The organism is Pseudomonas sp., from assembly GCF_046581935.1.
Lineage (GTDB): Bacteria > Pseudomonadota > Gammaproteobacteria > Pseudomonadales > Pseudomonadaceae > Aquipseudomonas.
Map to the genome: position 1 here is coordinate 348,680 of NZ_JAYGFK010000003.1, position 22,931 is coordinate 371,610.

Sequence of the window (22,931 nt, forward strand, 5' to 3'; positions counted from 1 at the left end):
ATGAGCAATCAACCTCGCAACACCCTGCTCGAAGTGAAAAACCTCAGCGTGGCCTATGGCAAGGTGGAGGCGCTAAGCAATGCCAGCCTGACCGTCGGCGAAGGCCAGATCGTCACCGTGATCGGCCCCAACGGTGCCGGCAAAACCACCCTACTCTCGGCGATCATGGGCGTGCTTGGCTCCAAGGGCCAGGTCAACTTCGACGGTACTCTGGAAGCCGTACCGGAAGTCGAAGTGCTGGTCGGGCGCGGTCTGGGCCTAGTGCCGGAAAAGCGCGAGCTGTTCGGCAGCATGAGCGTCGAGGACAACCTACGTCTCGGCGGTTTTATGCGCTACCGCAAAGGCGATAAGTACCTAGACGGCACCCTCCAGGAAATTTACAGCCTGTTCCCGCGCCTGTTCGAACGACGCAAACAAGAGTCGTCGACCCTTTCCGGCGGCGAGCGGCAGATGCTCGCCGTGGGCCGTGCGCTGATGGCCAAGCCCAAGTTGCTGATGCTCGACGAACCGAGCCTGGGGCTAGCGCCGCTGATCACCCGCGAGATCTTCCGCATCATCGCCGACCTGCGCCGTCAGGGAGTATCAATCCTGCTGGTGGAGCAGAACGCCCGCGCCGCGTTGCGGGTAGCCGACTATGCCTACGTGTTGGAAACCGGACAGATCGCCATGCAGGGCCCGGCCGCCGAACTGGCCGACGATCCGCGGGTAATCGAGGCCTACCTCGGCCTGGCCAGCAAACACCAGGAAATGCTCGCGACCTGAGCCACCACGCGCCTGCGCTGTGGGCGCTATCTATTTGCAAGGAGAAAGCCTCATGGCTCGCTCGACCCCTCCACGCCTGTGCATTGTTGGTGCCGGTGCCATCGGCTGCACCCTGGCGGCACGCCTGGCTGTCGCAGGCCAATCGGTAAGTATGCTGGCCCGTGGCAACACACTCGCAGCGCTCTGCGAAAACGGCGTACACCTGACCGACCTGGATGGCGAACATCACGCCCGGGTAAACGCCAGCGACGACTGCAACACATTGGGTGAACAGGATCTGCTGTTCGTTTGCACCAAAGCCCCAGCACTCGCCAATCTGCTGCCCAGTCTCGCACCACTGATCGGCCCGCAGACCGTCGTGGTCCCGGTGGTCAATGGCGTGCCTTGGTGGTACTTCCACGGTGTCGCGGGACGCTTCGCCGAACGCCAGGTGCAGGCGGTGGATCCAGACGGCGTGCTGAGCGCAGCACTGAACGTGGATCAGGTACTGGGCTGTGTGGTGTTTATCACCGCTGAAACCGAGTGCCCCGGCGTAGCACGCTCCAATAACCCGCACCTGATGATTCTCGGCGAACCGAACGAGCAGATGAGTGAGCGCCTGGAATGGGTACGTGCACTGATCGCTCACAGCGGTATCGAGGCCCGTGCTACCGAGCGCATCCGCGATCAGCTGTGGACCAAGATCATCGCCAACCTCAGCTCCAATCCGCTATCGGTGGTTACTGGCGCGACCCTGGAAGAACTGTACGGCAAGACCGAATTGAAAACCGTGGTTGCCAAGATCCTCCAGGAAACCCTGCTCACCGCAGCGGCCTATGGCGCACGCATCAACTTTGATCCGCAAACCTTCATGGAACTGGGTGCCGGTATGGGGCCGGTGCGCACCTCCATGCTGCAAGACTACGAACACGGCCGGCCACTGGAACTGGCCGCCATCGGTGACGCGGTAATCGAGCTGGCGGGCTACCAAGGACTTGCCATGCCCACCACCCAAGACATCCTCACTCTGGCGCGCTTTCGCGGTGCCCAGATCCATGCACACTGACAGAGACTTTGCCATGAACGCCATGACCGACCTCAGCAAGCCCACTCACTGCAGCGACGATGAATGGGCACTGCGCATCAAGCTCGCCCACTGCTACCACCTAGTCGACTACTTCGGCTGGACCGAGACCATCTTCAATCACATTTCCGCGCGCCTACCTGGGCCGGCCCACCACTATCTGGTCAATCCGTTCGGCCTGAACTACAGCGAAGTCACCCCAGCCAACCTGCTCAAGGTCGACCTGCACGGCAATAAGCTCGACGAGTCGCCCTACGACGGCAACCCCGCTGGCTTCGCTCTGCACAGCGCCGTACACGGCGCGCGCGACGATATTCAATGCATTCTTCACACCCACACCACGCCGATCTCCGCGGTGGTGCAAAAGAAGCGCGGCTTCACCCATGACGACTTCTACGGCGCACAACTTTACGGGCGCATCGGTTACCACACCTTCGAAGGCATCACCCTGTTCGAAGACGAGAAGACGCGGATGATCGAAAGCCTCGGCGACAAGCACATTCTGGTGCTACGCAATCACGGTATCGCGGTCGGCGAGAGCAGCATCGAGAAAGCCTTCTTCCTACTCTGGACGGTGCAACGCGCCGCCGAGAACCAGTGTGCCGCCGGGGCGTTGGGCGGTGAAGACAATCCGCTTGAAGACGGTATCGCCGAAAGATGCGCCAACCTCACCGCCATGCTGATCCGCGAGAGTGGCTTCGCCACCAAGTTCTATGACGCCATGGTGCGCAAAATGCGCGCCGAGCGCGTACTGCCCTGGTAACCACGAGGAATCGTGCCATGAATGCCGCCGTCCACCCCAACCTCCTGCACTTCGACGAACCGCCGATTTCGCGTCTCGATCCACAGGGCGTGCTGCTCAGTTGCAATGCGGCCTACCTGCGGATGTGCGGCCTACGCGAGGACGAGCTGATCGGTAAGCCCCACGAGCAGATCAATGACCCGCGCATGCCTGCCGTGGTCATCGACAGCATGTGGCGGGCACTGCATGCCGGCGTACCTTGGACGGGCCCAGTCATGGGCCGGCACCGGCAGGGCGAGCATTACTGGCACACCCTCTATGTAGTACCGCTGTTCGATAACGGCAAACTGTCGGCGCTCGGCACCGTTTACCAGCCGATCAGCCGCGAAGAAACACTGGCCGCCAGCGCGCTCTATGCCCGCCTCAGCCGTGGTCAATCGCCATGGACACCAAGCCAGCGCTGCACCGCGTTGCTCGCAAGCCATGGCTTGCAACTGGGTCTTGGGCTGCTCGTACTGGCTGCCATCATCACTGCGCAACTGCCCCTGGCCACAGGCTTGCTGGGGCTATTCACGCTGCTGCTGGCCGGGCTACAACCAGCCCTGCGTCAGCGCCGCTTGACCCGCAACATCCTTGGTCAGTACCGGGAAATCTACAGCGAGCAGCTACTGGCACCACTGCATAGCCACCACGCCGATAGCAGTGCCTTGCTGGTAATGGCCCTGAACAGCCAACGCGCGCGCATGACTACGGTGATGTCGCGTATCTGCATCAACAGCGAGGTACTGCGCCAGCAGGCACATACCTCAGCCGAAGTGGTGGAGAGCGCCGCCGAACAACTGGACAGACAGGTACGCGAGACCGAACAGACTGCGGCGGCCATCAACCAGATGAGCGCCACCATCCAAGAGCTTTCACGCAACCTGCAGAGCACCGCCCAAGCGGCGCAAAACGCCGACCAGTTGGCCCGCGACGGCGAACGCCTGTCGGACGACAGCCAGAACTCCACTCAGACCATGCATACCTCAGTGGAGGAAATCGGCAGCGCCGTCGGTAACCTGGCCGAAGCCATTGAGTCCATTGGCGGTATCGCCAGCGTGATCCAGAGCATTGCCGAACAGACCAACCTGCTGGCCCTCAACGCCGCTATCGAAGCCGCCCGCGCTGGTGAGTCTGGCCGGGGTTTCGCCGTGGTCGCCGACGAAGTACGCAGCCTCGCCTCACGCACCCGTGATTCGACTCATGAAATCCAGCGCTCCATCGAAAGCCTGCGCAGTGGTAGCAGCAACGCCTTGGCAACCGCAAAAAGGGGCGAACTGGCCGCGTTACGCGCCAGCGCAGATGTGCAGCAAACGAGCCAGGCACTGGTACGCATCTGCGAGGAAGTCGGCCAGATCAGCGGCATGAGCCTGCAGATGGCCGCCGCCATCGAGCAACAAGGTCAGGTAGCCGAGCAGATCAACCAGCAGATCACCGAGATCGCCGGCTTCACCGAGCGCACCAGCCAGCAGGCCGGACGCACCACCGAGATCAGCCAGACGCTGCACCAGTTGGCCGAATCGCAATTGAGCCTGGCGCAGCGTTTCCTCAAGGGCTGAGCTCGCTACAGCTAGATGTTCGGAAAAATCTGGCAAGCACGTACAACAACCTGGCCACCACGATCAATTTCCTATCGCCCGCAAAGGCTTGAATAGAGCCTCATAACGATCCCTTCGGGACATTAGCGAGGCCACCCCATGTCCACTCAGGAATACGATTACATCGTGATAGGCGCCGGCTCGGCCGGCTGCGTGGTTGCAGCCAGGCTGATCCAGCAGAATGCTGGCAGCGTGCTGCTGCTTGAGGCCGGAGGCAAGGACAGCAGCCCCTTCCATACCATGCCGGCCACTGTGGTTCAGGTATTCCAGCAGAAGTCCTGGCCGTACATGACCGTGCCGCAGAAACACTGTAACGACCGCGAAATGATCATTGCCCAGGGCAAGGTGCTCGGCGGTGGTAGCTCGGTCAATGGGATGATCTACATACGTGGCCAGCATGAGGATTACGACGACTGGGTAAGTGACTGGAACTGCCCGGGCTGGGGTTATCGCGATGTCTTGCCCTACTTCAAAAAGGCAGAAGCCAACGAGAGCCTGAGCGGTGAATTCCACAGCCAAGACGGCCCACTGCCAGTCAGTGAGAACCGCTACCGCCACCCGATGACCATGGCCTTCGTAAGCGCGGGCCAAGAGATGGGCTTGCCCTACATTAACGATTTCAATGGCGCGTCCCAGGAAGGGGTCGGTTTCTACCAGACCACCACGCGTAATGGTGCCCGCGCCAGCACCGCGCGCACCTACCTGAAAGCGGTGCGCGACAGCAGTAAGCTGACCGTAGTAACCGACGCCTTGGCGCACAAGGTGATCGTTGAGAACGGCCGCGCCACCGGAGTGAAGTTCAGCGAGAAGAATGGCGCGCCGATCACCGTGTGCGCTCGCAAGGAAGTGATCCTCAGCGCCGGCGCTTTCGGCAGCCCGAAGATTCTCATGCTCTCAGGCATAGGGCCAAAGGAACATCTATCCAGCCTCGGTATCGAGACTCTGATCGATCTGCCGGTGGGCAAAAACTTCCATGACCACCTGCACCTGTCGCTAAACGCTACCACCCACGAACAGAACAGCATCCTCGGCGAAGACAAGGGCCTGCGCGGCATCAAGCACATGCTCCAGTGGCTGGCTTTTCGCAGCGGCCTGCTGACCAGCAACATCCTCGAAGGCGGCGGCTTCATCGATACCCAGGGCGCCGGCCGGCCAGACATCCAGTTCATGTTCCTGCCGGTGATGGACAATTTCGACAACACCCCCGGTGAAGCCCCGCCCGCCGCCGAGCACGGTCTTACAGTAAAGGTCGGCCATCTACGCCCCAAAGCCCGCGGCGAAGTGCGTCTGCGCAGCACCGACCCGGCGGACATGCCGTTAATCGACCCCAACTATCTGGGCGACGAAGATGACCTGCAAGGGCAGATACGTGCCGTGCAAACCGGCCTCAAGCTGATGCAGCAACCGGCGCTGAAGAGCCTGATCAAGAAGATCACCGCGCCCGAGAATATCGACTGGCAGGACACTGCCGGCATCGAGACGTTCGTGCGCCAGGCGATCAAGACGGTCTACCACCCTGGCGGCACCTGTTGCCTGGGTATTGACCCGAGCAGCTCGGTGGTCGACCTACAGATGCGTGTGCATGGCGTGCCGAACCTGCGGGTAGTCGACCTCTCCGTGTGCCCGCAGATCGCCAGCGGCAACACCAACGCGCCGGCAATCATGCTGGGCGAACGCGGTGCCGATTTCATCCTCGGCAAGGCCCCTCTAACGCTAAGCGCACCACACGAGCAAACGCTGGGCCTCGATGCGCTGATTGGCACACCGCAGTTACTCATCGAACCCAGCCGCTCCTGATCGACCTTTCCCGCCTTGGCGCGCATACCGCGCCAGGGGCTCCCGCACGCCCAGAAATCGGATCGAGGATCACCCATGCGTTTCTTTCAGCAGCGTTACCTGATTACTGCCATCTCACTTGCCCTGCTCGCCCTAGGACAGAGCGCACGGGCCACTGAAGGCGGTGGCGGTGCCTACGCCAATGGCAGTGAAGGCTTCATGACCGGCGCCATGCCGCCGCCAGGCAGCTACCTAGTCAGCTACAACACCTATTACACCGCCGACAAATTCGCTAACGCGAATCCGGCGTTCGACGACTTCAAGGTCAATACCGCCGCTACCATCCTGCGGGCCATCCATGTCACCGACAAAAAGATCCTCGGTGGCGACTGGGCGATGCACGCCTTCCTGGTCGCGGCCGATGTGGACGTCAACATGGGAGCAGGCGGCCGCCAGGATCGCGCCGGCATGGGCGACTTCATTTTCAGTCCGCTGGCAGTCGGCTGGCACGCCGGTAACTGGCACTGGATTGCCGCCGTTGACCTGTACCTGCCAACCGGCCGCTACGACAAGAACGAGCTGGCTAACATCGGGCGTAATTACGCCACGGTCGAACCGCTGTTCGCCTTCACCTACCGCAACCCGCAAGGTTACGAGTTCTCGATGAAGACCATGTTTGACCACAACTACGAGAACCGTGACACCAATTACCGTTCCGGCAACGAGGTGCATACAGACTTCGTTGCCGCCAAGCACTTCGGCAACTGGGCCGTAGGTATCGGTGGCTACGCCTACAGACAGGTAAGTGGCGACAGCGGCGAAGGGGCGGTACTTGGCGACTTCAAAGGCCGCGCCACCGCACTGGGCCCGCAACTCACCTATACAACGGCCTCGGGCTTGAACATCCAGGGCCGCTACCAGCACGAATTCGACGTAGTGAACCGTCCGCAAGGCGATAAGTTTTGGTTGAACGTTGCCATCCCTCTTTGATTTTTATCTGCCAGGAGTCACCCCATGAGCGACATCCAAATACTTCCTCAGGTGCAGGCGTTCCTACAGCGCCAACATGCCCATTTCATCGACGGTGCTTACCGCTCTAGCGCCGCCGATAGGCGTATCTCGATCATCAATCCAGCTAACGGCGAAGCCATTGCCCAAGTAACCGCCGCTGATACTGCTGACGTTGAAGCCGCCGTCAGTGCAGCACACCGCGCCTTTAAAGGCAGCTGGGCCGCGACCTTGCCCTATCAGCGCGGGGTCATCCTCAACCGTCTGGCCGATCTGCTCGAAGCTAACAGCGAAGAACTGGCCCAACTGGAAACCCTCTGCTCAGGCAAATCCATCCATCTATCGCGGATGTTCGAAGTCGGCCAAAGCGCGGTGTTCCTACGCTACTACGCCGGCTGGGCGACCAAGATCAACGGCGAGACAATGTCCCCCTCTTTCCCGTCGATGTCCGGCGAGCAGTACACCGCCTTCACCCGTCGTGAGCCGGTGGGCGTGGTGGCCGGTATCGTGCCGTGGAATTTTTCGGTAATGATCGGTGTATGGAAGATCGCCGCTGCCCTGGTCACCGGTTGTACGCTGGTGCTCAAACCCAGTGAATTCACCCCACTGACGTTGCTGCGCCTGGCCGAGCTGGCGATGGAAGCTGGTGTGCCGGCCGGCGTGTTGAACATCGTCAACGGCACCGGCGAAGTCGGCGCACAATTGGTCAACCACCCGTTGGTAGCCAAAGTTTCGTTCACCGGCTCGGTGCCGACCGGGCTAAAAGTTGGCCAGGCGGCAATGGCCGCCAATCTCACCCGAGTAACCCTGGAACTGGGAGGCAAAAATGCCGCGGCACTGCTGCCAGACGTCGACCTCGACGCAGCCATTGGCGGCCTTATCCAAACCGGTTACGTGCACCAGGGTCAGGTCTGCGCTGCCCCGGAACGGCTCTATGTACCGCGCTCGCGCCTCGACGAGACCCTCGAGAAATTCAGCACCGCATTGAAAGGCATGAGCATTGGCTCTCCCCTTGATGAGAGCGTCCAATTCGGACCTCTGGCCAATAAGCCGCAACTCGACAAGATGGTGCAATTCTTCGACCTGGCCCGCGAGGAAAGCCGCATCGTCTGCGGCGGCAACGCGATTGAACGCCCCGGTTACTTTGTTGAGCCAACGCTGGTACTCGCAAGCAGCGCCAAGGATCGCCTGTTGCACGAGGAAACCTTCGGCCCACTAATATGTGTGCTGCCATATGACGATGTCGAAGAACTGCCTGGCCTGATGAACGACTCGCCATTCGGCCTTACTGCCAGCATCTGGACCAACGACCTGTCCCGGGCACTGCGCCTGATCCCGCAGATCGAGGCCGGCACGGTCTACATCAACATGCACACCTTTCTCGATCCGTCAGTACCCTTCGGCGGCATCAAGGCATCGGGTACAGGCCGCGAATTCGGCAGCGCATTTGTCGATGATTACACCGAACTCAAGTCAGTGATGATCCGCTACTGAACCGCCTTTAGGGCCGGCTTTCCGGCCCTGCTTCAGCCCGCTCAAAAACGCACAACACCACACTCGTTTCTGGCGCGAGAAATGCTTGAATTTTCCCGTGATTAGTCATGTGTGCAAAATCATCCCAATTGCGCACCAAAACTATTAGAAAGCCCTTCGAGGTGCCTTGTGAGTGTGCAAAACCTCCACGATTTCGACCACTGGAATCATTCAGTACATGCCGTGTGTGGGCGATTTATCACCCAACGCTGCACTCATACGGACAATTTCATAGGCGATATACAGCACCATCAATTGGGTGATCTGAACCTGGCGGATATTCAGGTAAACGCCCAGTCGATTCGCCGCGAACGCGGCAGCGCAAGCCGTGGCGATGATCGATTTTATTTTCTCGTCTTGCAGCGCGCAGGCAGCATGGTGATCAACCGCAGCGCGCAAACATTTAACTTGCACCCAGGCGATATGGCCCTGCTCGACTCTGCCGAAGCGTTCGAAATGCAACCTAATGGGTTGATCGCACAACTGTCTATCCACCTCTGCCGTGACGCCGTCGATCGGCTCCTACCTGCACACGCCCGGCGCTTCGGCACAATCGAACAGAGCGGCCTGAGTGGGCGTTTGCTCCACGGCATGTTGCAGCAGATCAGCGCTGGGGAAATGAATCTGGGCGCGGGCCAATCTCATGGCGCAGCATTGCAGGACGCCCTGATCAGTTTGCTGCAACCCTCCTTGCATGCTGATGATGTGCCGGATACCGGCCGCCCCCTACGGCGACTCGCAGAACGGATGATCAACAAAACGCTGCTGGCACCACCGACACCAACCGAACTGGCCGCGAGGCTGAACATTTCAGTACGCCAGCTCTACCGTCAGTTCGAACTCGATGGTGACAGCATTGGCCGCTACATCCAGCGCCAACGTCTACATTGCGCCGCACGAGATTTGGCTCAGAGCGGTGATAATGCCCTGCCAATCACCACCATCGCCTACAAGTGGGGGTTTACCGACTCAGCGCACTTTTCCCGGGTATTCAAGCGCCACTACAGCATGCCGCCCAAGGATTACCGCGCAAACGCCATGGGCACGATCAGCGCGCAAAATAACCAAGGACGCCCATGAACATTGCCATCATCGGTGCCGGTGCCATGGGCTGTTTGTTCGCCGCACGCCTGGTACTTGGTGGCGCGCGAGTCAGCTTGGTCGAGGTCGACACAACCAACATCATGGCGATCACTGAGCACGGCCTGCACCTGCATCTCGGTGAACGCCAGCACCAGGTCAGGCTGCCCATTGCACTGGCCAAAGACACCCAAGGACCATTCGACCTACTGATGGTCTTCACCAAAGGTATGCACACCCGAGCAGCGATCGCTTCGGTACGTCACCTGATCGGCCCGCACAGCTGGTTGCTAACCCTGCAGAACGGCCTGGGCAATGCCGAGTGCATCATCGAAACGGTATCCGCCGAGCGTGTCCTGATCGGCATGACCGACGTACCGGCAGACCTCGCGGCACCAGGCGTCGTGCACGCAAGCGACAGCGGCAAAATACGACTGTGGCGCTACCAAGGTGACTCGTGCGTCCAACTACAAGCGATCAGCAAGCTACTGAACGACGCTGGTTTTGACTGCGCTGCGGATGCAGCGGTGCAAACAGCCATCTGGGAAAAGGTCGCGTTCAATGCGGCCCTCAATGCCTTGTGTGTGCTGATCGGGAAGCCAGTTGGCGTGATAGGCGCGAGCGAAGATGGCCGCTGGCTGGCCGAGCAGGTGATCGACGAAAGCCAGCGCATCGCCATGGCCACGGGCATCGCTTTCGACAGTGAGCGCGTTCGCGCACGCATGCGCTTGGTGTATGCCGAGCAGGCTGAACACCGCCCCTCGATGCTGCAGGATCGCCAAGCCGGAAGACCCAGCGAAATCGAATCAATCAATGGCGCGTTACTGCAGCACGCACGCTACCACCAACTGAGCACGCCGGTTCTGGAAACCCTCTATCGCCTGGTGCGCCTGGGCGAATAAATGGTTTCAGGCTGCACCCCGGCGTAGGGTCTGGGAAGGCAGGCAACCGTAGCGCTTGCGGTACAACACAGCGAAGTGACCAAAGCTGCCGATGCCATGGCGCAGCAGAATATCGGTGACACTGTCACAACTGCCAGCCTGCTGCAACGCTGCGTGAACCCGTGCCAGACGCCGACTCCTCAGGTAGTCGCTGGGACTCTGGCCGAGAAACTGAGCGAAGCCGTTCTGCAGAGTGCGCACCGAGACACCCCCGACCTCAGCCAGTTGCAGCAGCGGTAGCGGCTGCTCCAGATGGGCTTCGATGTAATCGCGAACACGCCGCACATGAGATGGCAAAGGTCTGCGCTGCTCGTCGTATAGTTCGGCATGGTAGTTGTGCGGCAATTGAGTCAACAACACCGAGACTAGATAGTCCGACAGCGCCGTACCGAACACCGCAGGCTGGGTCTCGGGTTCACAGTGCTGGCAAAGACCGCAGATGTAGTCGAGGGTCTGACTGATCACCAGCAACCCTGGATGGTCGGGTTCGACACTGATATCGAACACCAAAGGCCGGCTCAATGGTCGATCCAGCAGGTGTTGCAACTGCCGTTCCATAGCATCACGAGCGACCCGCAGAATCAGACTGCGGCAATCGCGGTCGGTACGAATGTAGCTGTGCTGTGACGGCGACGAGACGGTCAGGCCGCCACGTTGCAGCACTGCACTGTGCTGGCCAAGGCGAATCAGGCCACTCCCTTCTAGGGTGATACGCACTAGATAAAAGCGCTCGATGTCACCGGCATCGATCTCGACGCTGGCGCCATAGTGCAGATCAAACAAGGCCGCATCGCCGAAAAATACGCCGTACAACTCGGAGTTCAACGATTCTCCCGCGGGCATGTTCATGTGGTGCGGCCAAAGGCAGCGGCTGACCGCATCCTTGACCTCCTTAAAGCCGCCGGAACTCATGAGTTTGTGATGCCGCAAGTGATCGAACATATGTCGTACATCCACGTAGGGTCTGTTGACGTTTCAGCGTAAGCCGCAGGGCCAGGCCGGCGCAGCCGTACTGAAACGCCAACAGACCCTAATCTTCGATGACTGATCGCAACCAGGACATCGGATTACGATCAATAATTCACGTGAATAAGAAAGCAATATCCATACCGAGCACGGCCTTCTGACAGTCAATTAGATAGCCCCCCGTAGGCCTTGACGCCTAGACCCGCATGGCTGGGCGGCCATCTCGAACACCTCGTTCTAGCGCACCAAAACAGACAGTTGCTCGACCTGCCCGTACCGCAATGCGTCACATAGGGTGACAGCCGCGCTACCGATTCATTGAGTTGCGCCTGGCGAATCACGCTTGCGTGTTTCGGTCAGCGCCTGCCTGCCCCCCTACCTAGAATCGGACCAAGCACACATGCCAGCTGCGCACATTCGTAGCGGCCTGGCGCTCACCGTCCCTGATCGATGGCAACCGGAGATGACAGCATGAAGACGTTCACTCGCTCTCTACAGTTACTCACCTGCGCAGCCGTGCTGGGGTTTGGCAACCCGGCAAGCGCCGATGACCTACCGACCATCCGTGTCGGCTGGTCGATACCAGCCGAAGAAATGAAGTACTGGATGATGCGCCGCGCCGACGCGTTCCCCGAACTGGGCAAGTCGTACCGTATCGAATGGACGCAGTTCCAAGGTACCGCGCCGATGGTCCAGGCAATGCTCGCGGGCGCACTCGACTGTTCATCTCAAGCCCCGCTTTCGCTTGGCCAGGGCGCATTGTCCAACGGCCTACAGGCTTATGTGATCGCCCAGCATGTGGCCGAGGCCCCGGGCTCGTTCTCGCTGTACTGGGCCGTGCAAGAAGACTCGCCGATCAAGAGCATCGCCGACCTCAAAGGCAAGACCGTCGGCGTCAACGTCTACGGTTCAGGTTCCTACGGCCAGATGGCAATGCTGCTCAAGCATCACGGGCTCGACCCTGCCAAGGACATCAAACTGGTAGAAACCGGCTTCCCTGGCTCCGAAGCCGCTCTGCGCGCCGGCCGTATAGATGCTGCGGTGATGAATCAACCCTTCGCGGTGAAGGCCGAAGCCAAGGGCGGTGTACGCAAGCTATTTGCTCTATCCGATCTGATGCCCAACACCGTGCACCTGCTCGAGGTGTGCCGCAAAGACTTCGTCGATGCCAATCCCGCACTGGCCAAGCACTACATGAAGGATCTGCAGAAAGCCATGAGCCTGTTGCAGGCCGACCGAGCGCAAACCATAGAGGTGGTGTCCGAGGTGACCCGAGCGCCCACCGCTCTGCTCGATCAATACCTGCTTAAGGAAAACGACTTCGCCCGTGACCCGCAGGCGCAACCGGACTTTGCCGGCATACAGAAGATGTTCGACCAGTACCTGGAAATCGGTCTACTGAAAGCCCCTCTACAGGCTGATCAGTTTCGTCCCACCGTGCTGCTGCAGCCCTGAAGGGAGAATGAAGGCATGACCAGCCAGAACATGATTAGCATCAGCAAGCTGTGCAAATCCTTCTACACCGCCGACCGCCACACCCATATGGCACTCGACGATATCAACCTGGAGATCCGCGAGGGCGAGTTCGTGTCCATCCTCGGCCCCTCCGGCTGCGGCAAGTCGACCCTGCTGTACATGCTCGGCGGTTTCGTCGAGCAGAGCTCCGGTGTTCTGGTCGCACAGGGCAAGACCATCAGCGGGCCTGGCCCCGATCGCGGCCCGGTGTTTCAGGAGTTCGCCCTGTTCCCCTGGAAAACTGTGATCGGTAACGTCATGTATGGCCTGCGTGAACAGGGCGTCGGGCGGCGTGAGGCCCGTGAGCGGGCGATGGCCCTGCTGAGCAAGGTCAATCTGGCGGAGTACGCCGACTTCTATCCCAAGGAGCTTTCCGGTGGCATGCGCCAGCGCGCGGCCATCGCCCGCACCCTGGCCTACGACCCGGCGATCCTGCTTATGGACGAACCCTTCGGCGCTCTGGATGCGCACACCCGCACTGTGCTGCAGAACGAGTTGCTGGAGATATGGGAGCGCGATCGCAAGACGGTGATGTTCGTTACCCACGGGGTGGATGAAGCCGTGTTCCTTTCCGATCGCGTGGTGGTGATGACCCGCTCCCCTGGACGGATCAAGGAAATCGTCGACATCGATTTGCCTCGGCCGCGGGTACGCAGCGAACTGCTGGTAAACCGTCGCTACCAGGACTACATCGTCTACCTCGAGCAGTTGATCGAAGACGTTCACCTGGAGGCCTGCAGCGCATGAGGGCTCTTGGTCATTATCAGCTGTTCGGCAAGCTCGGCCCGCTGCTGGTGGTGCTGACGCTCCTTCTGATGTGGGAAATCACTGCCCGCTGGATGCAGCTAGACGGTTTCCCCACCGCTGGCGAAGCCTTGCGCCAGTTACCGGTGATTCTCTCTGACAGCCAGGCCCTGAGTGGTATCGGCGACTCATTGCGGCGTATGGCCTGCGGCATTGCCCTGGCCTTGGCGTTCGCCGTACCCGTTGGCCTGTGCATGGGCCGCAGCGAAACCCTGGCACGCATGCTCAACCCGCTGCTCAGCGTGATCTACCCGATTCCCAAGGCGGCACTGATGCCCATGGTGATGCTCTGGTTCGGTATTGGTGACCTGTCGAAGATCCTGGTGATTTTTCTCGGGGTCAGCCTGCCACTGCTGTTCCACAGCTACCACGGCGCCCGCAGCATGGACGAAAAACTGATCTGGTCGGCAGCGGCAATGGGGATGGGGGCACCAACACGGTTGTTCAAGGTGGTGCTGCCAGCAGCCTTGCCCGATGTACTGCTGGGTTGCCGCGTAGGCCTATCCATGGCGCTGATCGTGATGATCAGTTCGGAAATGATTGCTCGTCAGTCCGGTGCAGGTGACCTGCTTTTCAATGCCATGGACATGGCGCTGTACCCGGATGTGTACGCCATGATCCTGATCCTCGCCACCCTGGGTTTCCTCCTCGACTGGCTGTTCGAGCGCCTACGCCGCCGCCTGACGCATTGGGCCGAAACTCGCCAGGACAGCCACAGTGGAGCGGCCTCATGAGACGCCTCGTCAATGCCTTACTACCTCTGATTCCCTTGTTGCTGTTGGCGCTGGCCTGGGAGACGAGCACCCGCCTCGGCTGGGTGGCGGCCAACCTGCTGCCTGCGCCGAGTGCGGTGCTCATGCGCCTGGCGCAATTGCTGCCGCAAGCGGAGTTTCTCTTCCACCTGCAGCAAACCCTGATCCGACTTCTCGGTGGGTTCGCCATCGCCCTGATCTTCGGCGTAACCATTGGCCTGCTGGCCAGCCGAGTGGCCGGCGGCCTGCTGGAAACGGTGATCCGCGTGCTCGCGCCGATTCCGAAGATAGCCTTCTACCCGGCTTTCGTGCTGATCTTCGGCTACGACCATGCGTCCAAGATCGCCCTGGTGGTGGCTGACGCTATTTTCCCTATTCTGCTGGCGACCTTTCACGGCGCACGCTCGGTGGAACCCAAGCTGCTGTGGTCAGCGCGGGCGGCAGGAACGGGGCGCACCGCCAGCCTCTATCGTGTGGTACTGCCCGCGACCTTGCCGGCGATCCTCACCGGCTGCCGAATCAGCCTGCTGATCGCCTGCGTGACGGTATTCCTGGCTGAGATGATCTTGTCCACTGATGGTCTTGGCCATCTGCTCAGCCTGGCCGCCCGCTCGTTCCAGATGGTCGACATGTTCGTGCCATTGATCCTTATTTCGCTAATCGGACTGCTGCTTAACGTCACGCTGCAGTACACACGCAAATACCTGCTTCGGGGCCAGCCCTGAAGACTGATCGTTAACCGCCAACGGCATCAGGCCGGACTCCCTTCTCTACCACTCATGCGGTGGATGGGAGCCGGCTGCCAAAAAAGGAGTCGTAACATGAAAATCTGTGTTCTGGGTGGAGGGCATGGCTGCTACGCAGCCGCCGTAGAACTGAGCGAAGCTGGGCATAAGGTGAATTTCTGGCGGCGTGATAGCGCGGCATTCGTGGCAATCCGTGACCAGGGCGGCATTCAGGTAAGGGACTTTCGCGGCACCCGCCTGCTACCACTGGGCGACGACAGCAGCGGTCTGCAACTCATGGACCAACTAGCTGCTGCCGTCGAAGGTGTGGAACTGATCGTCATTCCACTGCCTTCGACCACGCACCAAGATATGGCTAAAGAACTGGCACCGCTGCTACAGAACGGTCAGGTGGTGTTCCTGCCACCAGGTACTTTGGGCAGCTACCTGTTCGCCAAAGCCATGAGCGACGCTGGCAACTCGGCCGATGTGGCCTTCGCCGAAACCGGCACCCTGCCCTATCTGGCTCGCAAACACGGTCCGGCCGAACTGGTGATCAGTTGCTATGCCACACGCCTGCCCACCGGCGTATTCCCGGCGCGCCTGAGTGAGCACGCCTTCAGCGTACTGTGCGCGGCCTATCCAAGCGTCGAGCCCATTGAAGATGGCCTGTCTGGCGCGCTAATGAATGCCGGACCGATCATCCACCCGCCACTGATCATGATGAATGCCGGCCCCCTGGAGCACTTCGAGCGCTGGGATATCCACAACGAAGGCACCCAAGCGTCAATCCGTCGGGTCACCAACGACCTGGACGCTGAGCGCATGGCCGTTCGCGAGGCCCTGGGCTATGGCGCGCCACACTTCCCACTGGCTGATCACTACGCCAGCAACGGCGACGAATGGATGTACGGCCGTGGCGCCCACGGCAAACTCACCGACAGCGGCGACTGGCGCGAAGACATCGACCTGCAGCACCACCGCTACATGCTCGAAGACACACGCCTAGGCCTGTCGCTAATAGTTTCCGTGGGGCGCTGGGCCGGCGTGCCAACGCCAATCGCTGCCGGGCTGCTGGCAATCGCCTCCGCTGTAGCCGAGCGCGACCTCTATGCCGAAGGTCGTACCCTGGAAAATCTTGGCCTGGCACAGCTGTCTCGCGAGCAGATGCAGCACCTGCTGCGAGAAGGAGCGCTGCCATGAACATGAAAAAAGTACATATCATTGGTGCCGGACGTATGGGCCAGGGCATGGCACTGGCCTTCATCCAGGGCGGTCTACCGGTTGTGCTGATCGACGTGAAGCAGCGCAGCCCAGAGGACGGCCTCTCCTATACCGCTCAAGTACGCAATGCGGTCAGCCGCGAACTGCAGGCCAAGGTCGAACTCGGTCGTCTCACCAACACGCAGGTGCAGGTTGCCCTGGCTCGCCTCACGGTGTTGTCGCGCGAGGGCTGCGAAGCCTCGCTGGCCGAGGCACGCTACCTGTTTGAAGGCGTACCGGAAGTGCTCGACATGAAACGTGAGCTGTTCGCCTGGCTAGGCGGTTGCATTCCGGCCGATGCGCGGGTGGCTTCTACCACCTCGACCTTTCTGGTCAGTGAGCTGGCAACGTTCATCAACGAACCGCAGCGCTTCATCAATGCCCACTGGCTGAACCCCGCGGATCTCATACCGCTGGTGGAAATCAGCCGCAGCGAGATCACCGATCAAGCCGTGGTTAGCGACATGGTCGAGCTGCTGCAGAGTATCGGCAAGGTACCCGTGGTCTGCTCAGCCTCTCCCGGCTACATCATCCCGCGCATCCAGGCCCAGGCGATGAACGAGGCGGCGCGCATGGTCGAGGAAGGTGTAGCCAGCGCAAAAGACATCGACAAAGCCATCCGCGTCGGCTTTGGTCTGCGCTTCGCCGTACTCGGCCTACTCGAATTCATCGACTGGGGCGGCGGCGACATCTTGTTCTACGCTTCCCGCTACCTGTCCGGCCAGCTCGGTGAGCGCTTCGAGTGTGCCGATGTGGTTCGTGACAATATGGCCAACGGCCGTAACGGCCTGCGCGACGGCCAGGGTTTCTACGACTATACCGGCCAGGATATCGATGCCTACAAAGCGCAGCGCATGCAGGAATTCTTTCGCCTGCTCGATGCCACAGGGCTTAGCGCACGCTTCGATCAGGCGTTGGAAAACAACTACTGACCACCCGACCAAACAGATCCATGCACCTGCCGCACCATCGCGCTTGCTGTGATGGCATCGCGGCGGGTGCCGAATTTAGTAGAAATGTCTATGATTGTCCGTCGACTTTCACAAAGCAGTTCCTTTCATGTCCATTCCCAAGAAACGCCGCAGCCGCTACAACCCTGCCAGCGAAGATTTTCACAAGGAAGAGTTTCCTTTCTACTGGCTGGCACGTGTGTACGGGCGCTACACCATGGCTATGGAGAAGCTGCTCAAGCGGATCGACTTGGATATCCCGCGCTGGCGGGTGCTGAATATTCTCTTCGAGAACGATGAATCGAGCATTTCGGAGATTTCCGAACATGCTGTGGCCAAGCTTTCGACCATTACCAAGATCGTCTACCGCATGAAGGATGATGGTCTGGTGGAGACCAGTCAGAGCGCCCAAGATGGCCGCGTCACGCAAGTCAGTCTGACGGCAGCAGGCCGCCAAGCGTTTTTCGACATGCATGAACTTACCGATGAGTTATTCCACAAAAGCTTCCAGGGCCTGAGCGAAGCTCAACTGCGCAAACTCAATCAGGTCTTGGCGAGTATCTTCGCCAACCTGCCAGAGCACTGATCAGCGTCGAGAGCTCGCCGCCCTCAGACACTGGTGTACTGACAAGCGCCCCTATAGCAAACCTGTTGCTATAGGGGGTTCTTTCTTATCAGCTCTCCAGCGCACGCACTCGCTCATGGCGCTGCTGGGCTTTAGGCTCGGTGGTGGATTGCAGGGTGAAATCGAATTCGATTTCGGCAAAGCGCCCATCTACGCCATGGGCCTTAGCACGCGCCGCGTCGTCGAAGAAGTCGATTCGGGCGATCAGCTCATCACGGGTAGCGTAGGCAAAGTCATCGTGCAGGTACTTGTCGCCATCCAGGTTGATCTGGGTAGTGAGGTGACGATGACCCGGCGCAGAGATGAAGAAATGCACGTGTGCCGGACGCTGGCCATGGCGGCCGAGCTGGTCGAGCAATTGCTGGGTAGGACCATCGGGTGGGCAGCCGTAGCCGGACGGTACTATACTGCGGAAGCGATAGCGGCCCTCGGCGTCGGTCTCGATCCGGCGGCGCAGGTTGAACTCCGACTGCGTAGGGTCGAAGTAGGAATAGGTGCCGCCCGTGTTGGCGTGCCACACGTCGACGATGGCACCAGCCAGCGGTTTACCGTCGGTATCGAACACACGCCCCTGCATAAACAATGGTGTAGCGGTATCCAGGCCATCATCGAGGCGTGCTTCGCCCTTGCTCAGCGGCGCGCCGGCGACATACAGCGGCCCTTCGATGGTGCGTGGGGTACCGCCGGTTAGACCGGCCTGTTCATCTTCGGCGTCCATCAACATGTCAAGATAATGCTCGACCCCCAGACCGGCAACCAGCAGACCAGCCTCCTGGCGGCTGCCGAGCTCATTGAGATAGTTCACTGCTTTCCAGAATTCTTCCGGGGTGATTTGCAGGTCTTCAATGATCTTCGCCGTGTCGTTGAGTACACGGTGTACCACCGCTTTCATACGGCTGTTACCCTGGTCATTAGTGAAACCACTGGCCTCTTCAAAGAACTTTTGTACATCCACGGTCTGCGCGATACGTACGGTCATGGCTGTCTCCTCATCTTGTTTTTGTCTTGAACGGATTATGCGAGCAAAAAGAGCGGATCAACGATCATCGTCATGAACTGAGGACGGGTGACGACACAGCGCCATGACCTCGATTTCCATGTAGGGGTACAACGGCAACTGCATCAAAGTGTCGTGCAGGGCTTGGGCATCAGGCACATCGAACACGCTGACGTTGGCGTACAGCCCGGCGATGCGCCACAGGTGTCGCCAAGTACCCTCGCGCTGCAGGCGCTGAGCCAGTTGTTTTTCATCCGCCTTCAAGCGATTAGCCTGCTCGGCAGGCATGTCAGTAGGCAGTTTTACGGTCATGCGCACATGGAACAGCATGGCAACGTCCTTTTTATAAGGGGATTAACGACGGCAGAAGTGCTTCAGTCTTTCTTCATCGAGCGTCACACCGAGGCCTGGTGTGGTCGGTATCTTCAATTCAAAATCGCTGTACACCGGCACGTCGACGAGAATGTCCTCGGTCAGCAGCAGCGGGCCGAACAGTTCGGTATGCCACTCCAACTTGGCCAAGGTGGCGAATGCATGAGCAGAAGCCAAGGTGCCGACGCTGCCTTCAAGCATGGTGCCGCCGTACAGGCCGATGCCTGCCGCTTCAGCGATATAGGCACTGCGCAGCACGGCAAGTGGACCGCCGTTTTTGGCGATCTTCAGGGCAAATACCGGCGCTGCACCAGCACGTGCCAGATTGAAGCTGTCCGCCACGCTTTCGATGGCTTCGTCAGCCATTATCGGTGCTGGGCTGCGGGCGCTGACGCGGGCCTGGGCTTGCACGTCCTGGCGCGCAATCGGCTGCTCGATCAGGTCCACTCCTGCATCACCAAGCGCCTGACAGGCACGCATAGCAACGGCTTCACTCCATGCCTGGTTGACGTCCACCCGGACACTGGCACGGTCGCCCAGCGCTCGTTTGATAGCCGCCACATGGGCAATATCCAGAGCTGCCTCACGGCTACCGATCTTCAACTTGAAGACGCGATGGCGGCGCAGATCAAGCATCCGCTCAGCCTCGTCGATGTCCTTGGCGGTATCACCGCTGGCCAGCGTCCAGGCCACCTCCAGACCATCACGCACCCGACCACCGAGCAGCTCAGCGACCGGTAGCCCCAGACGCTTGCCCTGGGCATCCAACAACGCGGTCTCCACCGCTGACCTGGCGAAGGTATTGCCACGGATTGAGCGGTCAATACGTTGCATCGCGGCATTGATGTTGCCGGCCGGCTGGCCAACCAACAGTGGAGCGAAATAGCTTTCGATGTTGGTTTTGATGCTCTCCGGGCTTTCCCCGGCATAGGCCAAGCCACCGATGGTGGTCGCCTCGCCAACCCCCTCGATAGCGTCGCTGCAACGTAAGCGCAGAATCACCAGCGTCTGCTGCTGCATGGTATGCATTGCCAGCTTGTGCGGGCGAATGGTCGGCAAATCGACGATTAGAGTGTCGAGGCTTTCGATCAGGGGAACGCTCATTGGAGGTGATCCATATGCAGGTCAGCGCAGCTGGCACACAACAGCGAACCAAGGCACTGGGGTGCCCCGCTCTCGAGGCCAGCCAGGCGCGAAAAATCAGCAAAAGAGGAAAGGATGCGAGTCATCACGAGCATATCCTTTAGGTTTAATTTTTATCGAACCACAGATTGACCTCAGCAAATAAGCCAGTCCAATATTGAATCGGTCTAATTTCATACCCTGGAGGTATCATGGAGCTTCGCCATTTACGCTACTTCCGCGCGCTGGCAGAAACTCTCAATTTCACCCGTGCGGCTGAACGTTTGCACATCGCTCAACCACCGCTAAGTCGACAGATTCAGCAACTGGAGGATGAGCTGGGGGTAGCGTTAATCGAGCGCAGCCGACCGCTACGCCTCACCGAAGCCGGGCGTTTCTTTTACGAACACTCCGTGCAATTGCTTGAGCAACTCGGGCGGGTCAGTGAAGACACCCGACGTATCGCCGAGGGTCAACGGCGTTGGCTGGGGATCGGCTTCGCCCCGTCCACGCTATATGGCGCGCTCCCGGAGTTAATCCGTCAGCTGCGCAGCGAAGCGGCCATCGAACTGGGACTGTCAGAGCTGATCACCTTGCAGCAGGTAGAAGCACTCAAGCGCGGGCGTATCGATATCGGCTTCGGGCGCATCTACATCGACGACCCGGCTATCGTGCAGGAGGTGATTCGTGAAGATCCGCTGGTCGCTGCCCTACCAGCAGGCCATCGCCTGTTGGCCGCCCCGGCATCGCTGCAAGATCTGGCGGCTGAACCCTTCGTGCTCTACCCCGGAACGCCAAGACCCAGCTATGCCGACCACGTGCTCGGGCTGTTCGCGCGTAATGGCTTGAAGATTCGCGTGGCACAGATGACCAATGAAATGCAGACCGCCATCGGCCTGGTGGCAGCCGGGATCGGCATCGCCCTGGTGCCGGCCTCGGTGCAGCGCCTGCACCGCGACGATATTGGCTATACGCCACTGCTCGACGTCACGGCAACCTCGCCGATAGTGATCAGTTACCGCAAGGATGATGATTCGCCGTTGCTCAGACGTTGCCTAGCATTAGTGCGCGAGGTGGGCTGAGATCACGGACCTGAATCTCCGCAGATTGGCTTCAGCATCGAGAAATAGGTCCGCGCCAAAGGCTTTCGCCGTACCGCGCTGATACTCGTCGGCCGCGTGCTGCACGCCGAACAATTCGCCGACTCGGCGCTGTACAACGCCGAGCATCGCCACCTGTTCCGAACGCCAGACGCCTGAAGTTGCCAACTTGGCGATTTCAGCGGCGCAGCGCACGCCGCGCGAGTAACAGCAGGTCATCCAGCGCCGGCACGCTGGCCAGCAACACCAACAGCAAGGCCAGCGGCACGGTGGCGATGTATCCCAAGTAGCTGAAACCCAGTGCACCGATCACCCCACCGAGGAAGAAGTACAGCGCCAACAGGCTGAGCACCCGCAATCGCTGACGGTCGGCTATCACTCGGGCCATTTCAGGCCCGCGCGTGCGATTCCAATAGAACAGCTTACCCAGCTCAATGCCGATGTCAGTGATGATTCCGGTGATATGCGTGGTGCGGATTTCGGCGTTGGAAAGCTTGGTGATCAGTGCGTTCTGCAGGCCCATGATGAAACACAGCAGCATCACCGTCAGCGGTACAAACAAGCCGGTAATCTGCGCCATTGCCGCGCCCAAAAAGCCGAAACACAGCAGCAACAATGCCTCAAGCAGCAGCGGCAAGGCGTATTCGCTGTGCAGATGCCGCCGCCGTGAGTAATTGATCATCACCGTCGAACACGCCGCACCGAGCAGAAACGACATCACCGCGCCGAGGCCACCCCACACCAGTTCATACGCACCCAGAACGATGTTATCGGCCATGGCCGAGACAATGCCGGTCATGTGCGAGGTGTATTGCTGCACGGCAAGAAATCCACCGGCATTGATCGCCCCTGCAACAAAGGCCAGGGTAAACCCCAGATGCCGGTTGGCAGCCGCGCTGCGAGTGCGGCCGGTCAGACTTCTCGCATAACGAATGGGCATTGGGTGACCCTGATATACAGCCTGTTAGAGATGAATCTCTGCGCCTTTGATGCCGAGTAGGCGCAACTCTTCGATCAGGTCATTGAGGTCGGCGAAGGACTCCACCTGCTCCTGGTCATCAACCAGAAAGAAGCTGGTGCCTGCGTCTTTCTTCAACATCACGATCCATTCCCGGGTATTGGCCGGGTTGACGATGATATGCGTATCAAAGACGACACCCTGTGCCTGCTTATTCTTTATATCTTCACGTTGCATCAG

23 protein-coding genes and 2 pseudogenes are annotated in these 22,931 nt (G+C 59.8%); 19 read left to right on the forward strand and 6 right to left on the reverse strand.

Annotation, left to right across the window (positions count from 1 at the left end; genetic code table 11):
• From VCA57_RS03600 to VCA57_RS03645, 10 genes and pseudogenes are all read left to right on the forward strand, one after another.
• Nucleotides 1-762 (forward strand): ABC transporter ATP-binding protein, encoded by a 762-nt coding sequence (locus VCA57_RS03600; RefSeq protein ID WP_411183588.1) that lies wholly within the window; start codon nucleotides 1-3, stop codon nucleotides 760-762.
• 52 nt (nucleotides 763-814) lie between these two features.
• A complete protein-coding gene (locus VCA57_RS03605) occupies nucleotides 815-1,807 on the forward strand; it encodes a ketopantoate reductase family protein (protein WP_411183589.1) in 993 nt (330 codons plus the stop codon).
• A 13-nt stretch (nucleotides 1,808-1,820) separates the two neighbouring features.
• The gene (locus VCA57_RS03610; RefSeq protein WP_411183667.1) at nucleotides 1,821-2,588 is read left to right on the forward strand and encodes a class II aldolase/adducin family protein; all 768 of its coding nucleotides are present in this window, start codon (nucleotides 1,821-1,823) and stop codon (nucleotides 2,586-2,588) included.
• A 17-nt stretch (nucleotides 2,589-2,605) separates the two neighbouring features.
• A pseudogene (locus VCA57_RS03615) lies at nucleotides 2,606-2,944 on the forward strand (PAS domain-containing protein); the annotation flags it as partial.
• 111 nt (nucleotides 2,945-3,055) lie between these two features.
• A complete protein-coding gene (locus VCA57_RS03620) occupies nucleotides 3,056-4,165 on the forward strand; it encodes a methyl-accepting chemotaxis protein (protein ID WP_411183668.1) in 1,110 nt (369 codons plus the stop codon).
• A gap of 138 nt (nucleotides 4,166-4,303) precedes the next feature.
• On the forward strand, nucleotides 4,304-6,001 hold the full coding sequence (locus VCA57_RS03625; protein ID WP_411183590.1) for a GMC family oxidoreductase: 1,698 nt from the start codon (nucleotides 4,304-4,306) through the stop codon (nucleotides 5,999-6,001).
• 75 nt (nucleotides 6,002-6,076) lie between these two features.
• Nucleotides 6,077-6,970, forward strand: coding sequence for a transporter (locus VCA57_RS03630; protein ID WP_411183591.1), 894 nt, complete (start codon nucleotides 6,077-6,079; stop codon nucleotides 6,968-6,970).
• Nucleotides 6,971-6,994: 24 nt separating this feature from the next.
• Entirely contained in the window at nucleotides 6,995-8,482 is a 1,488-nt protein-coding gene (locus tag VCA57_RS03635; protein WP_411183592.1) for an aldehyde dehydrogenase family protein, read from the forward strand.
• A 174-nt stretch (nucleotides 8,483-8,656) separates the two neighbouring features.
• Nucleotides 8,657-9,601: a transcriptional regulator FeaR gene (gene feaR / locus VCA57_RS03640; RefSeq protein WP_411183669.1), complete on the forward strand. Its 945-nt coding sequence runs from the start codon at nucleotides 8,657-8,659 to the stop codon at nucleotides 9,599-9,601.
• Complete coding sequence (locus VCA57_RS03645) at nucleotides 9,598-10,503, forward strand: ketopantoate reductase family protein (protein ID WP_411183593.1); 906 nt, start codon at nucleotides 9,598-9,600, stop codon at nucleotides 10,501-10,503. The genes feaR and VCA57_RS03645 overlap by 4 nt, the downstream gene beginning before the upstream one ends.
• 6 nt (nucleotides 10,504-10,509) lie before the next feature.
• On the opposite strand, the gene VCA57_RS03650 is transcribed toward VCA57_RS03645, so the two are convergent.
• Nucleotides 10,510-11,484, reverse strand: coding sequence for an AraC family transcriptional regulator (locus VCA57_RS03650; protein ID WP_411183594.1), 975 nt, complete (start codon nucleotides 11,482-11,484; stop codon nucleotides 10,510-10,512).
• A gap of 495 nt (nucleotides 11,485-11,979) precedes the next feature.
• On the opposite strand from VCA57_RS03650, the gene VCA57_RS03655 reads away from it, so the two are divergent.
• The 7 genes from VCA57_RS03655 to VCA57_RS03685 all read left to right on the forward strand — a co-directional run bounded on the left by VCA57_RS03655 (nucleotide 11,980) and on the right by VCA57_RS03685 (nucleotide 18,103).
• On the forward strand, nucleotides 11,980-12,963 hold the full coding sequence (locus tag VCA57_RS03655) for an ABC transporter substrate-binding protein (RefSeq protein WP_411183595.1): 984 nt from the start codon (nucleotides 11,980-11,982) through the stop codon (nucleotides 12,961-12,963).
• 15 nt (nucleotides 12,964-12,978) lie between these two features.
• Nucleotides 12,979-13,770, forward strand: a complete 792-nt coding sequence (locus tag VCA57_RS03660; RefSeq protein WP_411183596.1) for an ABC transporter ATP-binding protein — start codon at nucleotides 12,979-12,981, stop codon at nucleotides 13,768-13,770.
• Nucleotides 13,767-14,561 (forward strand): ABC transporter permease, encoded by a 795-nt coding sequence (locus VCA57_RS03665; RefSeq protein WP_411183597.1) that lies wholly within the window; start codon nucleotides 13,767-13,769, stop codon nucleotides 14,559-14,561. Before VCA57_RS03660 ends, VCA57_RS03665 begins: the two co-directional genes overlap by 4 nt.
• Entirely contained in the window at nucleotides 14,558-15,304 is a 747-nt protein-coding gene (locus VCA57_RS03670) for an ABC transporter permease (RefSeq protein WP_411183598.1), read from the forward strand. Before VCA57_RS03665 ends, VCA57_RS03670 begins: the two co-directional genes overlap by 4 nt.
• 96 nt (nucleotides 15,305-15,400) lie before the next feature.
• Complete coding sequence (locus VCA57_RS03675) at nucleotides 15,401-16,507, forward strand: NAD/NADP octopine/nopaline dehydrogenase family protein (RefSeq protein ID WP_411183599.1); 1,107 nt, start codon at nucleotides 15,401-15,403, stop codon at nucleotides 16,505-16,507.
• Nucleotides 16,504-17,499, forward strand: a complete 996-nt coding sequence (locus tag VCA57_RS03680; RefSeq protein WP_411183600.1) for a 3-hydroxybutyryl-CoA dehydrogenase — start codon at nucleotides 16,504-16,506, stop codon at nucleotides 17,497-17,499. The genes VCA57_RS03675 and VCA57_RS03680 overlap by 4 nt, the downstream gene beginning before the upstream one ends.
• 127 nt (nucleotides 17,500-17,626) lie before the next feature.
• Entirely contained in the window at nucleotides 17,627-18,103 is a 477-nt protein-coding gene (locus VCA57_RS03685; protein ID WP_411183601.1) for a MarR family winged helix-turn-helix transcriptional regulator, read from the forward strand.
• Between the two features lie 88 nt (nucleotides 18,104-18,191).
• Here the strand turns inward: VCA57_RS03685 and catA are convergent, their stop codons facing one another.
• Genes catA through VCA57_RS03700 form a run of 3 tightly spaced genes read right to left on the reverse strand, consistent with a single transcriptional unit; the run spans nucleotide 18,192 to nucleotide 20,615 of the window.
• A complete protein-coding gene (gene catA, locus VCA57_RS03690; RefSeq protein WP_411183602.1) occupies nucleotides 18,192-19,121 on the reverse strand; it encodes a catechol 1,2-dioxygenase in 930 nt (309 codons plus the stop codon).
• 57 nt (nucleotides 19,122-19,178) lie between these two features.
• On the reverse strand, nucleotides 19,179-19,469 hold the full coding sequence (gene catC / locus VCA57_RS03695) for a muconolactone Delta-isomerase (RefSeq protein WP_411183603.1): 291 nt from the start codon (nucleotides 19,467-19,469) through the stop codon (nucleotides 19,179-19,181).
• Nucleotides 19,470-19,493: 24 nt separating this feature from the next.
• Complete coding sequence (locus tag VCA57_RS03700) at nucleotides 19,494-20,615, reverse strand: muconate cycloisomerase family protein (protein ID WP_411183604.1); 1,122 nt, start codon at nucleotides 20,613-20,615, stop codon at nucleotides 19,494-19,496.
• Between the two features lie 230 nt (nucleotides 20,616-20,845).
• On the opposite strand from VCA57_RS03700, the gene VCA57_RS03705 reads away from it, so the two are divergent.
• Both VCA57_RS03705 and VCA57_RS03710 read left to right on the forward strand, forming a co-directional pair.
• On the forward strand, nucleotides 20,846-21,715 hold the full coding sequence (locus tag VCA57_RS03705; protein ID WP_411183605.1) for a LysR family transcriptional regulator: 870 nt from the start codon (nucleotides 20,846-20,848) through the stop codon (nucleotides 21,713-21,715).
• A gap of 48 nt (nucleotides 21,716-21,763) precedes the next feature.
• Nucleotides 21,764-21,892, forward strand: a pseudogene (locus VCA57_RS03710) (precorrin-4 C(11)-methyltransferase); the annotation flags it as partial.
• 19 nt (nucleotides 21,893-21,911) lie between these two features.
• On the opposite strand, the gene VCA57_RS03715 reads toward VCA57_RS03710, so the two are convergent.
• Both VCA57_RS03715 and VCA57_RS03720 read right to left on the reverse strand, forming a co-directional pair.
• On the reverse strand, nucleotides 21,912-22,673 hold the full coding sequence (locus VCA57_RS03715) for a YoaK family protein (RefSeq protein ID WP_411183606.1): 762 nt from the start codon (nucleotides 22,671-22,673) through the stop codon (nucleotides 21,912-21,914).
• Between the two features lie 24 nt (nucleotides 22,674-22,697).
• Nucleotides 22,698-22,928, reverse strand: a complete 231-nt coding sequence (locus tag VCA57_RS03720; RefSeq protein WP_411183607.1) for a hypothetical protein — start codon at nucleotides 22,926-22,928, stop codon at nucleotides 22,698-22,700.
• Nucleotides 22,929-22,931 lie beyond the last annotated feature (3 nt).